General features: G+C 37.6%; 12 protein-coding genes. 2 read left to right on the top strand and 10 right to left on the bottom strand.

Features of this window, described 5'->3' with window-relative positions:
• Positions 1–129: 129 nt before the first annotated feature.
• From ACKWB9_RS06835 to ACKWB9_RS06820, 4 genes are all read right to left on the bottom strand, one after another.
• Complete coding sequence (locus ACKWB9_RS06835) at positions 130–3,567, bottom strand: T9SS type B sorting domain-containing protein (RefSeq protein WP_414002262.1); 3,438 nt, start codon at positions 3,565–3,567, stop codon at positions 130–132.
• Between the two features lie 58 nt (positions 3,568–3,625).
• Positions 3,626–5,116 (bottom strand): hypothetical protein, encoded by a 1,491-nt coding sequence (locus tag ACKWB9_RS06830; RefSeq protein WP_414002261.1) that lies wholly within the window; start codon positions 5,114–5,116, stop codon positions 3,626–3,628.
• Positions 5,117–5,282: 166 nt separating this feature from the next.
• Complete coding sequence (locus ACKWB9_RS06825; RefSeq protein ID WP_414002260.1) at positions 5,283–5,618, bottom strand: DUF6804 family protein; 336 nt, start codon at positions 5,616–5,618, stop codon at positions 5,283–5,285.
• The gene (locus tag ACKWB9_RS06820; protein ID WP_414002259.1) at positions 5,596–6,024 is read right to left on the bottom strand and encodes a hypothetical protein; all 429 of its coding nucleotides are present in this window, start codon (positions 6,022–6,024) and stop codon (positions 5,596–5,598) included. Before ACKWB9_RS06820 ends, ACKWB9_RS06825 begins: the two co-directional genes overlap by 23 nt.
• Positions 6,025–6,420: 396 nt before the next feature.
• Here ACKWB9_RS06820 and ACKWB9_RS06815 point away from each other — a divergent pair, with 396 nt between their 5' ends.
• The gene (locus ACKWB9_RS06815) at positions 6,421–7,488 is read left to right on the top strand and encodes a tyrosine-type recombinase/integrase (protein ID WP_414002258.1); all 1,068 of its coding nucleotides are present in this window, start codon (positions 6,421–6,423) and stop codon (positions 7,486–7,488) included.
• A gap of 225 nt (positions 7,489–7,713) precedes the next feature.
• Positions 7,714–8,841, top strand: a complete 1,128-nt coding sequence (locus ACKWB9_RS06810; RefSeq protein WP_414002257.1) for a glycerate kinase — start codon at positions 7,714–7,716, stop codon at positions 8,839–8,841.
• On the opposite strand, the gene ACKWB9_RS06805 is transcribed toward ACKWB9_RS06810, so the two are convergent.
• The 6 genes from ACKWB9_RS06805 to ACKWB9_RS06780 form a co-directional block, all read right to left on the bottom strand.
• Positions 8,838–9,812: a YpdA family putative bacillithiol disulfide reductase gene (locus ACKWB9_RS06805; RefSeq protein ID WP_414002256.1), complete on the bottom strand. Its 975-nt coding sequence runs from the start codon at positions 9,810–9,812 to the stop codon at positions 8,838–8,840. The two genes, ACKWB9_RS06810 and ACKWB9_RS06805, sit on opposite strands and share 4 nt — an antisense overlap.
• Complete coding sequence (gene rpe, locus ACKWB9_RS06800; protein WP_414002255.1) at positions 9,812–10,462, bottom strand: ribulose-phosphate 3-epimerase; 651 nt, start codon at positions 10,460–10,462, stop codon at positions 9,812–9,814. The genes ACKWB9_RS06805 and rpe overlap by 1 nt, the downstream gene beginning before the upstream one ends.
• 74 nt (positions 10,463–10,536) lie before the next feature.
• Positions 10,537–10,989: a tRNA (cytidine(34)-2'-O)-methyltransferase gene (locus tag ACKWB9_RS06795; RefSeq protein ID WP_414002254.1), complete on the bottom strand. Its 453-nt coding sequence runs from the start codon at positions 10,987–10,989 to the stop codon at positions 10,537–10,539.
• Positions 10,989–11,204 (bottom strand): VF530 family protein, encoded by a 216-nt coding sequence (locus tag ACKWB9_RS06790; protein ID WP_414002253.1) that lies wholly within the window; start codon positions 11,202–11,204, stop codon positions 10,989–10,991. The genes ACKWB9_RS06795 and ACKWB9_RS06790 overlap by 1 nt, the downstream gene beginning before the upstream one ends.
• A gap of 237 nt (positions 11,205–11,441) precedes the next feature.
• Positions 11,442–12,305, bottom strand: coding sequence for a sigma-70 family RNA polymerase sigma factor (locus ACKWB9_RS06785; protein WP_047247652.1), 864 nt, complete (start codon positions 12,303–12,305; stop codon positions 11,442–11,444).
• 160 nt (positions 12,306–12,465) lie between these two features.
• The gene (locus ACKWB9_RS06780) at positions 12,466–14,688 is read right to left on the bottom strand and encodes a polyribonucleotide nucleotidyltransferase (protein WP_414002252.1); all 2,223 of its coding nucleotides are present in this window, start codon (positions 14,686–14,688) and stop codon (positions 12,466–12,468) included.
• Between the last annotated feature and the right edge of the window lie 192 nt (positions 14,689–14,880).

Below are 14,880 nucleotides of genomic sequence, written 5' to 3'. Positions count from 1 at the left end.
CGTATAAGAATAGTAGCGGATTTTTTTGCCTTTTCTTTTCAGTTTGTTACTGTTGTTTGACGATAAAGTTCATTTTCGTTTAAGCGATTAAACCGCTATTATTTTTATATAATGTTGGCAACTGGCTTTTTATCTTTTCAAAGAAAAATGTCCGGAAAAAGTTCGACCATTACCAAGGTCTGTTCTAAACCAATAATCATTTGACATCAATTGTTTACCATTATAAAGTCCATTCCAACCTAAATCATTTGATGATATTCTAGCTAATAGCTTTCCGTACCTGCCAAAAATTAAGGTCTCTGAATTAGGAAAATTGACTATACCTTTAATTTGCCAAAAATCATTATAACCATCGTTATTTGGTGTAAAAAACTTTGGGTAATCAATTACTGTAACTTCTTCTGAATCTTGTCCGCAACCATCTTTATCTCTCACAAATACTGTATAGGTTCCACCTTGAATATTTGAGAAATAATTATTGTCTCGGTAATTTATTCCGTCAATAGAGTATTCAAGATTCCCATCTCCAGATGCTATAATTTCAATATAATTATTACCCAACTCTCCAAAACTCACCTGTTGTATGTCAGGTAAAACAGAACGAGTAAGACTAAATTCAAATGAGTTTTCACAAGTTATACCATTCTTAATTTGCGTAACGGTTAAAGTATAACTGCCTTCTTCTGTTATTTCTGCACTATTTGCACTAGAAATTTGAGTTCCATCTTCAAATAGCCAATTATATGAATTATAGCCAGAATCTATGTTCAATGAAATGGATGGTTCTAAATTACAAATGAAATATTTATCTTCTAGGTTAATTACAGGTAACTCGTTTACAATTAAATCGAATGATGTTTCAGAATAACAAATTGGATTCAAGGCATCTTCAACTATAATACTTATGGTTTGAGAAAAAGGTTCTGTATTTTGGAATAGTGTGGGTAGAGGACTTGGAAGAGGATTATTATTGTAATCAAAGTACTTGATAGTTAAACCTGTTTGATTTCCAATAAGTTGTTGTTCTATTATCGATGTGTTAAATTCGGCATAACCATTGCCTTGATCACATGAATACAAATTATTAGGTTGATTTATGTTTGGCTGTGTTACAGTTTGCAATTGTAAAGTTGTTTCTGCATAACAAGTTGAATTGTTATCCGTAACCCTTACGGTTATTAGTTCATTGAAAGCATCAGAGTTTGTATAAGGATTTGGCAAAGGGTTTGGTAATTCATTGCCAGTTAGATCAAAATAACTTACCGACATTCCTGTTTGTCCATTCAAGACCTGACTTTCAATATTAGAGGTGTCAAAATATTCTGAAATTCCGTCATTATTATCGTCACAGCCATATATAATTTCAAGTGGATTTGCTTCAGGTAAGGGGTTTACTATTAAATTAAAAGAACTTTCATTATAACAATTAGAATTTGGGTCGGTTATTCTTGCGGTAATAGTTTCTTGATTTAGAACTATATTTTGAATTGTATTAGGTAATGGATTAGATAATTGTTGACCATTTTCGTAGAAAAATTCTATTATCATTCCAGATTGATTATCTGAAATAATAGTTTCAAGGTTACTAATGTCAAATTCAGTTATACCATCATAATCATCATCACAAGCATAAATATTATTAATACTATTAATTTCTGGTAAAGGATCAACTATTAAGTCAAAAGTTATTTCTGTAAAACAAGTCAAATTGTTATTATATGCTACCCAAGCTGTAATAGTTTCTTGCCCAAGAACAGAATTAGACATTGGATTTGGTAATGGGCTTGGTAATTCAATTCCATTAGAATTAAAGTATTTAATTGTTAAGTCTGATTGATTTCCAATTAAATCACTTTCTACAGTAGATGTGTCAAAAGTACTGGATATTTGGCTTCTAAAACTGTCTTCGCAACCATGCAAATTATCAATTTGATTAACTGTAGGATTTGATGATATAACAACCTCAACTTCAATTATTTCTGTTTCAACTCCACAGGTAACCATAGCGGAGACATTATAGATGCCTGAGCTTGTAAAAGTATGGCTAGGATCAGTTAATGTAGAAGTGTTATCTAAACCTGAAGTTGGATCATCAAAATCCCACAATACAGAATCGAAATCGCCTCCAATTAAAAACTCGGTAGTTTGAGACAAACAGGTATTTTCAAATGTTATTAAGCCACCTGTGTTGGTTTGATCTAGATTGTGTTTGTAATAGAGAACGTCTCTAGCATTATTCCCGCTATTATTAACTATGGTAATATCATTAATAGTTATAGGAACACTTATAAAAGAGGACGTTATATGTATACTATTATTGACAGCAACTATGGGGCCTGCAAGGTCCCGGTAGACGGCAGATGGATAATAATTTTCTCCAGTTGATCTTAGTATGAGTTCTTCCGTAAAATTAGTCAAATCGATTTTGTACAATATTAAATCAGAATTGTGTTCACCGTGAATGTCTTGGGTAGTAGTCAAAGTTTCACCGCCAATAGTTATTTCTCCTCTGAAGCTAGATAAAACATATAGGTTAGATCCCTCATGTGTTATAAAACTTCTTTGTTCCACATGACCAATACCGTTCGATATTGAATGTAAAAAACCACAATTATCAATGACTTTATAATTTTCTAGATCACCAGAGTCTTTGGATATTTCCATTATAACACTTCCAGTATCACATCCATTGCTAACAGCTATGTTATTGCTATAAAAACTAGCGTTAATATAATATTTACTCCAAACATAGAGCTTTTGATTATTTTCGTTATAGTAAAGGGTCATCGGTTTAAAGACTCTGGTTGGTTGGTTGTTGGACATTTCTCTGGACCAAATCAACCCTAAGTTTGAATCTACTTTATTCAAATAAGTTTTAATGTTTTCGGAATGTGAAACTGGTATGATTGAGCCAGTAAAATAGATGTTCCCGTTTTCATCAATTTGCGAATCATGAAGTGTTTCATTAGACTCTGCTCCATACTGTTGAGCATCTATTAGGTTTCCAGAAGCATCAAATTTAGCAATAAAGTATTGACTTCTAGAGCCACTTGCAACAGTTAAACCAATATTGGTATTAATTGCCTCGTCCAATTGACCTACCACAAAAACATTATTATTCCATATGTGCACTTGACGTGGAAGATACCTTTCATCACTTATTTTTCTAACCCATTGTATATTCCCACTGGAGTTTAGCTTTATTAAGCTGTTTCCCCTTTCAATACTAAATCCGTCAACAACAACGCCTCCTCTATTATTTCCTACTACTGAATAGATGTTGTTGTCCTCGTCAACCGTTGTATTATAAAAGCCCATATTATCTGTTGAGCCAGTATCAGGAGTAAAATCATTAGACCAAATTAAATTACAATTAAAGTCATATTTATAAATTGATCTTCCCCAACCTTGTTGCGGGTTAAAAGTAAGAACAATACCATCTGATGCTTTATCAATATCGACGACATAATCCTCAACATGACCGCCTAAACTATGCCCACAATCAAAGCATTGGGAATAAGAGAATACAGAATATGTAAGAAAAAGGATGAGTAGTTTAAATTTCATTTCAGTTTCAAGCTTGCACCTAACGGTCTTGGCTATGAGCAGTTGGGGATTTTGTATCCTAACTTTTCGGTTTAGCACCGACCTTTGTTTTAAGTTTGTTTTTTGTTTTGACAACTAAGCCCCAATTGATTATAGCCGTTGTTGGCAACAGTTTTTTCATATCAAATTTGTAATCTTCCTTTTTTCCAATATAATTAGTTCCGTCTTTATGTTCAATAAATCTTATTCCTCGGTATTGAATCAAATTACATATTATATTATTTATTAAAACGAATAGTGTGTGATAATTTTTTGAAGAATCTTTTCTGTCATAACTAATCTCTCCTTGGTGTATAGCAAGGTTCCTTAATTTCGGAAACAATTGGTCTATTTCTTCAGTTCTTTTAATCTCACAAAACTCAAGCAAAATATCAATTTTATTATCTGTTTTACTCAGTTTATTAATATTACCGAATTTAGATTTTAATTGGTCTACTTGTTTTTTTGAGACCTTGCCTTTTATGTAAGTTTCTATTAGTGGCAAAATGTTTTCTTTCAATTCGGTGAATGTCTCGTCTTCTATTATTAAACCATTTTTTTTGTCAATAACTCCCGAATCGTATAAAGAGTTAGCAATTTTTTCGATGACAATTAAAAGAATAAAAAAACTACTCTCAATATTAACTTGTTTTGATTGATTTATAAGATAAATTACTTCGGAAAGATTTATTTTTTTATCCCAAACTAAAAAATTCGCAAAAGTATTAGCATAATCATCTATTATTCGTTTATGCTTAAAATGTACATTATGAATAGGTAAAAAGTGATTTACATTATATTCTGTTATTTCACTTTGAGAGTAAGTTCTTGTAAAATGCTGATAGTCGGATAAATAATACTCCTCACGAATTATGGCATTGTTGCCACATAAATATGAAATGAAATATTTTAATGATGGTTTTATTTTTTGATAAATTCGATAAGGAATTAACTTTTCTTGGTAAAAATTTATTAGAATCGATTTTTCATTTTCAGAGTCTTTGATTAGTCCAATTTCTAAATCAAAATTTCTCTGTTTATCGTAGTAATTATATCGTATTTCAGAATTGTCTAATTCAAGCGATAACATTCTTGAATCATCTTTACCAAACATTGTTCTTATCCTTTTCTTTTCAGATGTTTTGGTAAAAAGCATCTCAACTCCTTCAACTACTAAATATTTTAAACCGCTTTTAAAAATATCATTCTCATTATTGACATTTATATATTGAGTTGAATAATCGTAGCAATAGAAACTAAATTTATAGCTAGGATAGGATTCTGACTGCACAACAACTCGGTTAAAAGTAATTTTAGAACCGTGTGATTCTATTGCTTCAATTGTAAACGTTTTATTGTCTAAAACACTTTTCTTATTAATAATAGACTTTTCTCTATCCTCACCAAAAAAAATCTTATTTATGTAGCAATCAATATAAATCAATCCATTTTCAATTCTTAATTCAGGTAAATCAAGTTTGACAATCGGTTTATTTTCTAAGTATAATATTGCTGAATTAATTTCTTTCAATTGTTTGTTTTGGTTCAAATTGTTGTCAACGGTTCAGGCTATGATCTGTTGCGGGTTTGTCCGCCGTGGTCTGTCTGCCCGAGACCAAACCTTTGATTAGAATTAATAACTTTCGGGTAATCGCTTAGCTCACAATTGTTTATAGCCATTGTTGTGCAACGTTTTTTTATGTTTTTAATTCAGTTTTTTGTTTATTAGAAAATATTGAAATCATTAACAAAACAGCCCAAATAATATCAATCACATTCCAAAGTTCTCGTCCAAGAGCGATTTTTAAAATCGGATTGATTAAAACTGCTGATGATAGCCAAATCAAAAACCAAGTTTTATTTTGCTGATAGTTGTTATATGCTAAAATTCCAAACCCAACCATTCCGATAAACCTTACCAATTGGTAATAACTATAATTCCAATCGAATAGGCAACCAACAAATAAAACAATCAAAATAGTTTTTAAGAGCAACAACATTTTGTTCATACTAATATTGGTCTGCTGGTTCATAATCGTACTCTTGCATTTCATCCATAGCATCTTCAACTATTTCGTCTCTGGTAATCATTTCGTATTGGTAGCTAAATATGATAGATGCAGTTATTTTCTTTGGTAAATTATTTTTCCGTGCGATTGTGTCAATAACTTTAACAACATATTCAGGATTTTCCATAGTCAACATAGTTGAGCCATATGTTTTAGTCAAGTAATCTATTAAAACTGAATTTGCTTTTTCGTGCGGAATATCTTTGATTATTGATATTAAGCCGATTTTTTCTGCGTCATACTCCAAAAACATATCAGCAATTTCATAATCCATTTCCGTTTTTGATTTTGTCGGTTCCCTTTCTTTTGTTGATGAGTTACAAGAGCAGATAAGTAAGATAATGAGGAAAAGAGGTTGAATATTTTTCATTTTGTTAAATCAGTTTCGTTCTTTAAAATCCCCAATCTCTAAATAAGTTTTATTCGATGGAATGTACATTGTTCCAGTTCTCGTGTCCAATATCACAGAGGATTCGTCCTTGAAAACATATCTACCATTTCGTGAATAATTGTAGAGAATAATCAGTAATAGAATACTGAAAACTGAAAAAATTATTAGCTTGTTTTTTTGGTATTTGGTCATTTCCATAGGTTGGGTTTAAATGTTGCACAACACATAAATAACTCTGTATTTATGTCCGTTTTTCCAAAAATAAGGATTATTCGATATCCCCTATGGTATAAGAGGTTGTATAAAATGAATCATACAGGTATTTTATATAACGTTTCTAATAATTTTGCCTAACTTGTTATTCAAAATACCCGTATGGATTTTTTAAAATATTCTTTTGAACCATCTGAACATCGCGGCAAGAACATCGTTCTTATACAATTTGGGTTTGATAAGACCTTGACCGCGGATTTGCGCAAAAGGTTTTCATCCGCAAAATGGAGCGCCACCAAAAAGGCATGGTACCTGCCCGACTTACCCTCGGTACGGCGAGAGTTGAACATGCCGCAGCGCAAAACCACGGAAGCCAAAATACAGAACGTTCATTTGGTCAATCAAAACGCCTATCTAGATTTTGAAAAACAACTGATCTTAAAAAAATATAGTCCAAGTACCATTCGTATCTATTTGGCCGAATTCCATCATTTATTATTGTTGCTCAATAACCATTCGGTACAAGATTTAAACCCCAAAAGGCTTAAAGATTATTTTTTGTACTGCATTAGTGTTGAAAAAATGGGTGAAAGAAAAATAAACGGAAAGATCAATGCAATTAAGTTTTATTTTGAGCAAGTATTGCACAGGCCTAAAATGTTCTTTGATATACCACGCCCCAAAAAACCGTTGACATTGCCAAAAATGTTGAGTAAAAATGAGGTCAAAAAGATTTTTAGAGCTACTAAAAACCTTAAGCACCTTATCGCCTTGCAACTCTCATATGGTATGGGGCTCAGGGTCTCAGAAGTGATCAATCTTAAGGTAGGTGATATCGATAGCAAAAGAATGATGGTACATGTAAGGGCGGCCAAAGGAAAAAAAGACAGGTATGTGCCGTTGCCAACGAGTATTTTGCCCGAACTAAGGTCATATTACCAAAAATATCGACCACAAGATTACCTGCTAGAAGGCCGATACGGTGGCCCCTATGCAAAATCGAGTGTGCAGCAAGTATTTAAAAAGGCAATGAACAAGGCAGGTATTCAAAAACGAATAGGTATTCATGGCCTACGCCATTCATATGCGACACACCTGTTGGAGTCTGGAGCCGATATGCGTTTTATCCAAGAATTGCTAGGTCATAATTCTATCAAAACCACACAAATGTATACCAAAATAACCCCCCGAAGCCTTTCTAAAATACAAAGCCCGTTGGATTCCCTATAAATAGAATGGGTTTAAATTAAACTTTTTGGATTATTGCGAAAGTCGGGGTGCAAAAGGATAATTTTTTAACCCATTGAAAAAAGTTTGAATGGGTTCATAGATCTCCCCCTTGGTATAAGTTATATGATCAAAACATTGAACCTTGATCGATTTTGATGATATGTATTTTTTATAATGTTCCAAGACGATTTCTTTTCCACTATCTTAGAGTTGAATGATCCAAAGATGAAATTTGTAATAGCTCCCGATAAATTTAAAGACTCGTTAACAGGACATGAGTTCTGTGAAGCTGCCGAAAGCGGTATCCAAAAGGTTTTTCCTGATGCAGTTATTCTTAAAAGACCTTTGGCCGATGGCGGAGACGGCACTATCGAAGTAATAAGGCGTTATTTGGATGTGGCGGAAATAAGTGTGGAGGTCAATGATCCATTGTTCCGAAAAATGGAAGCACGTTATCTTTTTTCGGAAAAAGAAAAAATGGCCTTTATAGAAATGTCCGAAGCATCGGGATACAAATTACTGGTCAAAGAAGAGTTGAATTGCGTATATACAACATCCTTAGGTACCGGGGAACTCATTGTAGATGCTTTGAACAAAGGGGCGAAGGAACTGATCTTGGGTATTGGGGGCAGTGCCACGAACGATGGCGGTATGGGCCTTGCTTCGGCTTTGGGCTATAAATTTTTGGATGGTAATGGAAATACATTGATACCCATTGGGGAAAACTTACACAAAGTAAAAAGGATAGAAGGGAATAATCTTCATAAAAGACTCGATAGGGTAACGATCAACGTGGCCTGTGATGTCAATAATCCGTTTTATGGGAAAAACGGGGCCGCCTATATTTATGCCTCCCAGAAAGGGGCCTCTAAAACAGAGGTACGCTTATTGGATGACGGCCTAATGAATTTTGCTGAAATTATTAAAAGGAAGTTCGGTATAGATTTGCAAAACTTGCCGGGCTCGGGAGCGGCCGGTGGGGTAGGGGGCGGTGCAAGGGCCTTTCTAGGGGCCACCTTATCGCCAGGAATAGATTTGATCAAAAAAATGGTTGATTTTGATCATAGCATCAAAGGGGCCGATTGGATCATTACGGGAGAGGGATGTCTTGATGCGCAGACATTGTCCGGAAAGACCATGACCGGAATCATAACATCTGCCCAAAAACACCATATTCCCGTAGCTGCCCTATGTGGGTCCGTACATATTACGCCCGAACAACAAAAATCCTTTGGACTGAGTTATACAACCTCTGTTTTAAGAACCATAGGTACACTAGAGGATGCAATGGCGAATAGCTATGAAAATGTAGAAGCAGCCGCCTATAATTTTGCAAAAGTGATTTCCCGTTAAATGATCGCCTTTTCTTTTTTAATATCCTGAACGATCAGTTTGGCGTGGACCCTTGAGTTTTCAATAAACCACTTATGGGTTTCCATACCGCCGCAGATAACACCCGCCAGATATAATCCGTCAACATTGGTTTCCATGGTATCCGGATCGTATTTGGGCAGTCTTTTATCATCTTTGGAAAGGGTTATTCCCAAATGCTCCAAGAACTCAAAATTAGGCCGGTATCCCGTAAGGGCCAGCACGTAATCATTAGGGATGTTCTTCTTGCCATCTGGCGTATTTAGAGCGATCGTATCGGGGTGTATCTCGGTTATGGTAGTATTATAGTATGCCGCAATGCTTCCTTCCTCTATTCGGTTAACGATATCCGGTCTTACCCAATACTTTACCCGTTGGCCCACTTCTGGCCCTCGTATGATCAGACTTACCTCTGCCCCTTTTCTCCAGCACTCCAAAGCGGCATCAATGGCCGAATTGCTGGCTCCCACGACCGCTACTTTCTGCCCGGCATAAAAATGGGGGTCCTTATAATAGTGGCTTACCTTGGGTAAATTTTCCCCCGGTACCTCCAAGAGATTGGGCAAATCATAAAACCCGGTGGCAACCACTACATTTTTAGCGGTATAGTTGCCTTTTGATGTGTTTACGGTAAAGGTACCGTTCAATTTTTTTACGGTCTCCACCTTTTCAAAAAGATGGATGTGCAGGTCATTGGAGGTTACTATTCTTCGGTAGTATTCCAAAGCCTCGTCCCTTTTGGGTTTTGCTTCCTTACTGATAAACGGAATACCGTCTATTTCCAATCGTTCCGATGAGGAAAAGAACTGCATGTTGACCGGATAATTGTACAATGAATTCACAATAGGGCCTTTTTCAAGAATAACATAGGACAATCCATTGTTTTGGGCCTCCAGACCGCAGGCTATACCTATTGGGCCACCTCCGATGATAACGATATCTAAAACTTCCATTACCCTTTTAGTTCTTTTATGGTGGCCAAAGGATCATCACTTTTAAATACAAAACTGCCCGCTACCAACACGTCTGCACCGGCAGCTACCAGATCTTTGGCATTGTTGTTATTGACCCCGCCATCTATCTCAATGAGCGTGGAAGCATTTTTTTGTCGTATCAGCGCTTTTAGGGCCCGTACCTTGTCATAGGTATTTTCAATGAACGACTGACCTCCAAACCCGGGATTTACGCTCATGATACATACCAAATCGATATCCGTTATAATATGCTCCAAAAGATTGACATTGGTATGGGGGTTAAGGGCTACTCCGGCTTTTACTCCTGTAGTTTTTATCGCCTGCAATGTTCTATGTAAATGGGTACAGGCTTCATAATGTACCGTAAGTGTTTCCGCTCCCAGGTCGGCAAATGTTTTGATATATCTGTCCGGCTCAACGATCATTAAATGTACATCCAATGGTTTGGTAGCATATTCTGCAATAGCCTTAACTACTGGTGTTCCAAAGGATATGTTCGGAACGAAGACGCCGTCCATAACATCAATATGGTGCCAATCCGCTTCACTTTGGTCTACCATTTCCACATCGTGCCGAAGATTTCCAAAATCTGCAGCTAATAGGGACGGTGCAATCTTTACATCACTCATTTGAACATAACTTTAAAATCAGATGCAAAAATAACGAATTGCTTATACAACTGCCGAAAATGAACGTGTACGGACTACTTTATTTGCCGTAACCCTTCATAAACCGCTATAGCGACCGAATTTGCTAAATTAAGACTTCTGATGTGCGGACTTTTGAGTGGGATTGTGGCCACTGCCGTATTTTTATCCCCTAGGATTTTTTTTGGTAACCCTACCGACTCCTTGCCAAAAACCAGGAACATATCGCGTTCATAGGCAATGGACCAATGGTCCTTTTTTCCGTGGGACGAGAAAAATACCATCTTTTTGTCTTTATGGGCCTTAAAAAATGCGTTTTGGTCTTCATAAGTGAATAATGGGATATGTTGCCAATAATCCAGACCGGCACGTTTTAATCTTTTGTCGGTCAATTCAAACCCAAAAGGTTTTACCAAATGAAGTTTAGCGCCCGTTGCCAGGGCCAATCGCCCAATGTTTCCCGTGTTATTTGGAATTTCGGGCTCTATAAGTACAATATTAAAGGCCATTAGCTATTTATGGATGTTAGATACAATGCTTCCACTTTTTTACGTGCCCAGGGCGTTTTGCGCAAAAACTTTAAACTGGATTTTATAGATGGGTCGTTTTTAAAACAATTGATATTTACCCTATCGGACAGTTCGTCCCAGGTATATTTTTGGGTAAGATGTTCCAAAACATCCGTCAATTTTATACCGTGCATCGGATTGTTGGGTTGTTCCATTTTTTTCTATTTAAGATGGGCAAATTCCGCTTTTTTGATTTCTCCATTATTATAATTTTCCTTTATTGAAGGCACCTAGGAGGGTTTAAAATGAAAAAACTCCGGTAATCAGCCGGAGTTTATTCATCAATCAAAAAACGAACAGTCATGATAAACTGTTGTTACCGTTAAAATTACAACTTATATGCCAAATTTCCAATTTAAGGATTATTTAACGTGTAATTTTTAATTCTTCATCTACCCAAGGTAGGTTTTCAATATCTTACTTCTGGAAGTATGCTTTAACCTACGTATTGCCTTTTCCTTGATTTGACGTACCCTTTCCCTTGTTAGGTCAAAAGTTTCCCCGATCTCTTCCAAGGTCATGGAATGTTGACCTGCAAGGCCAAAGTACAAACGAATAACGTCCGCTTCCCTAGGGGTTAGGGTTTCCAGGGCACGCTCTATTTCCGTACGTAGAGATTCGTGCAACAATTCCCTATCGGGATTTGGAGATTCACCGCTACGCAGTACATCATAAAGGTTGGAATCCTCGCCATCGATCAACGGGGCATCCATAGATACGTGTCTCCCGGAGTTTTTCAGGGATTGTTTTACGTCTTCCACGGTCATGTCCAGTTCTTTGGCGATTTCTTCCGCGGAAGGAATACGTTCATGTGCCTGCTCCAAAAAGGCAAACGTTTTATTGATTTTGTTTATAGATCCGATCTTGTTCAATGGCAAACGGACAATACGGGATTGCTCGGCCAATGCCTGTAATATGGATTGACGGATCCACCAAACGGCATAGGAAATAAATTTAAATCCACGGGTCTCATCAAAACGCTGGGCGGCCTTGATCAATCCCAAGTTTCCCTCATTGATCAAATCCGGTAAAGTAAGTCCTTGGTTTTGATATTGCTTGGCTACGGATACCACGAATCTAAGGTTGGCCTTTGTAAGTTTTTCAAGAGCGATCTGATCGCCTGCCTTGATGCGTTGTGCCAACTCTACTTCTTCGTCTGCGGTAATCAAGTCAACCTTGCCGATTTCCTGCAAATATTTGTCCAAAGATGCGGTCTCCCTATTGGTGACCTGTTTTGTAATCTTAAGCTGTCTCATTAAAATAAATTAAGTTCAATTCGCATAGACTGCATATATTTATACGTAGAAAAGTGCAAAAAGTTACATTTAGCTATAAAAAAACTTCATTTTTCGTTAAACGGTATTAAAAAAGCCCCGACTTTATAAAGTCAGGGCCTATTTTTACGGAGATTTTAAATTAATCCCTTCTTGGTTTCCGGTCACGGTTATCCCTTCCGCGCCTGTCGTCCCTACCACGATTTCTATCATTGTTTCTTGGCGGTCTTTCCACATACCCTTCCGGTTTTGGCAATAACGCTTTTCGCGATACCTTTTCCTTTCTGGTCCTGGAATCGATGCCAAAATATTTTACATCAAAGACATCGCCCATATTCACTACATCCGAAACATTTTCCGTGCGTTCCCACGCCAGTTCGGACACATGGAGCAGTACCTCATTGCCCGGAGCATCCTGGTATTCCACAACAGCACCAAAATCCAGCATCTTAATGACTTTAACCTCATAAGCACTGCCTACTTCCGGTTTGAACATCAATGAATCTATTTTGGCCAGTACGGCATCTATACCATTCTGGTCCGTACCCAGGATTTCAACAATACCCTCTTCGGTGACGGGGTCTTCATTGATAACGATCGTTGTACCCGTTTCCTTTTGAAGTTCTTGGATTACTTTTCCGCCAGGACCAATAAGGGCACCTATGAATTCATTAGGGATGACCCGGGTTACCATTTTTGGAGCATGTGCCTTTACATCTGTATTTGGTGCCGTAATGGTATCGGTCAGCTTTCCGAGAATGTGCAAACGCCCATCCCTGGCTTGCTTCAATGCATTTACTAAGATTTCATAGGACAGTCCTTTTACTTTAATGTCCATTTGGCAAGCGGTGATCCCATCTTCGGTACCGGTAACTTTAAAATCCATATCGCCCAGATGATCTTCATCGCCCAGGATATCGGAAAGTACGGCATACTTCCCGGAATCGGCATCGGAAATCAAGCCCATGGCGATACCGGAAACCGGTTTCTTTAATTGTACCCCGGCATCCATCAGTGCCATAGTACCGGAACAAACGGTTGCCATAGAAGAGGAACCGTTAGATTCCAATACTTCCGAAACAACCCTTACGGTATAAGGACAATCCTCCGGCACCATTCCCTTTAGGGCACGCTGTGCCAGGTTTCCATGGCCTACTTCCCTACGGGAGGTTCCACGGATCGGGCGAGCTTCCCCGGTCGAGAAAGGAGGGAAATTGTAATGTAAGTAAAAACGCTCCTCGCCTTCGTGGGACGGCATATCTATTTGATTGGAATCTCTTGATGTTCCTAGGGTTACCGTTGCCAATGCCTGGGTCTCTCCCCTGGTAAAGATCGCGGAACCATGTGTAGAGGGCAGGTAATCGATTTCACACCAAATAGGACGAATTTCATCAGTCTTACGGCCATCCAAACGCAATCCCTCATTTAAGGTAAGGTCACGCACGGCCGCTTTTTCGGCCTTATAAAAATATTTAGAGATCAAACCGGCATATTCCTCTTGCTCTTCTTCGGAAAAGGAAGCGATGACTTCTTCTTTTATTTCTCCGAACGCAGCACTTCTTTCATGCTTGGCCGAACCGGCTTTTGCAACTGCGTACACTTTATCATAAGTAAGGTCATGTACTTTTTTCGCCAAGTCCTCATCTTCCCTTTCGGGTTCGTACTCACGCACTTCTTTCTTTCCGAAAGCTTGGGCCAACCTTTCTTGAGCGGCACATTGTACTTTAATGGCTTCATGGGCAAATTTAATGGCTTCGGTCATTTCTTCTTCGGAAATTTCGTCCATCTCACCTTCTACCATCATCACGGAATCGGCAGAGGCCCCGATCATCATGTCAATATCGGATTCTTCTAGTTGTGCCCTAGTGGGGTTGATGATCAGTTCACCGTTTACACGACCTACCCTGGCTTCTGAAATAGCACACTCAAAAGGGAAATCCGATAATTGGATGGCGGCAGATGCCGCTAAACCTGCCATGGCATCCGGCATTACATCTTCATCATGGGACATTAACTGGATCATCACCTGGGTTTCGGAATGATAATCTTTAGGGAATAAAGGTCGTAAAACACGATCTACCAGGCGCATGGTCAATACTTCACCATCACTTGGTCTGGCCTCTCTTTTGAAGAAACCGCCTGGATAACGGCCTGCAGCCGCAAATTTTTCGCGATAATCCACCGTCAACGGTAAAAAATCCACATCGGCTTGTTTGTAATTGGAAACAACCGTACATAACAGCATACATTTTCCCGATTGTACGACAACGGAACCGTGTGCCTGTTTTGCCAATTTTCCGGTCTCGATAGAAATTTCCCTACCGTCACCTAGGTCTATGACCTCTTTAAATACTTTTGGAATCATAAAATTGATTTTTACCCGATAATTATAGTATTCGGGATTTTGTTAAACAATGGTCACCCGCCATATTTTTTTGGTCGGGGTCGTTGTTGTGTTGTGTGTTTGTGCCGTTGGCACTGACCAATGAAAAACTATGTGTAGCTTTTTGTTTTCGCCCTATTATTTACGCTCCAAAGGACCAGGAGTATTTAAAAA

The sequence above is a fragment of the Maribacter spongiae genome (assembly GCF_047345125.1).
In the GTDB taxonomy this organism is placed as follows: Bacteria; Bacteroidota; Bacteroidia; order Flavobacteriales; family Flavobacteriaceae; genus Maribacter.
The sequence above is the reverse complement of the archived record's forward strand: the minus strand, read 5'-3'. Positions and strand labels throughout refer to the sequence as shown.

Excerpts from the sequence above, each read along its gene's own strand:
- ACKWB9_RS06810 (WP_414002257.1), top strand. The coding sequence starts at position 7,714 with ATGAAATTTGTAATAGCTCCCGATAAATTTAAAGACTCGTTAACAGGA.
- ACKWB9_RS06780 (WP_414002252.1), bottom strand. The coding sequence starts at position 14,688 with ATGATTCCAAAAGTATTTAAAGAGGTCATAGACCTAGGTGACGGTAGG.
- ACKWB9_RS06820 (WP_414002259.1), bottom strand. The coding sequence starts at position 6,024 with ATGAAAAATATTCAACCTCTTTTCCTCATTATCTTACTTATCTGCTCT.
- ACKWB9_RS06785 (WP_047247652.1), bottom strand. The coding sequence starts at position 12,305 with ATGAGACAGCTTAAGATTACAAAACAGGTCACCAATAGGGAGACCGCA.
- rpe (WP_414002255.1), bottom strand. The coding sequence starts at position 10,462 with ATGAGTGATGTAAAGATTGCACCGTCCCTATTAGCTGCAGATTTTGGA.
- ACKWB9_RS06795 (WP_414002254.1), bottom strand. The coding sequence starts at position 10,989 with ATGGCCTTTAATATTGTACTTATAGAGCCCGAAATTCCAAATAACACG.
- ACKWB9_RS06815 (WP_414002258.1), top strand. The coding sequence starts at position 6,421 with ATGGATTTTTTAAAATATTCTTTTGAACCATCTGAACATCGCGGCAAG.
- ACKWB9_RS06805 (WP_414002256.1), bottom strand. The coding sequence starts at position 9,812 with ATGGAAGTTTTAGATATCGTTATCATCGGAGGTGGCCCAATAGGTATA.
- ACKWB9_RS06835 (WP_414002262.1), bottom strand. The coding sequence starts at position 3,567 with ATGAAATTTAAACTACTCATCCTTTTTCTTACATATTCTGTATTCTCT.
- ACKWB9_RS06825 (WP_414002260.1), bottom strand. The coding sequence starts at position 5,618 with ATGAACCAGCAGACCAATATTAGTATGAACAAAATGTTGTTGCTCTTA.
- ACKWB9_RS06790 (WP_414002253.1), bottom strand. The coding sequence starts at position 11,204 with ATGGAACAACCCAACAATCCGATGCACGGTATAAAATTGACGGATGTT.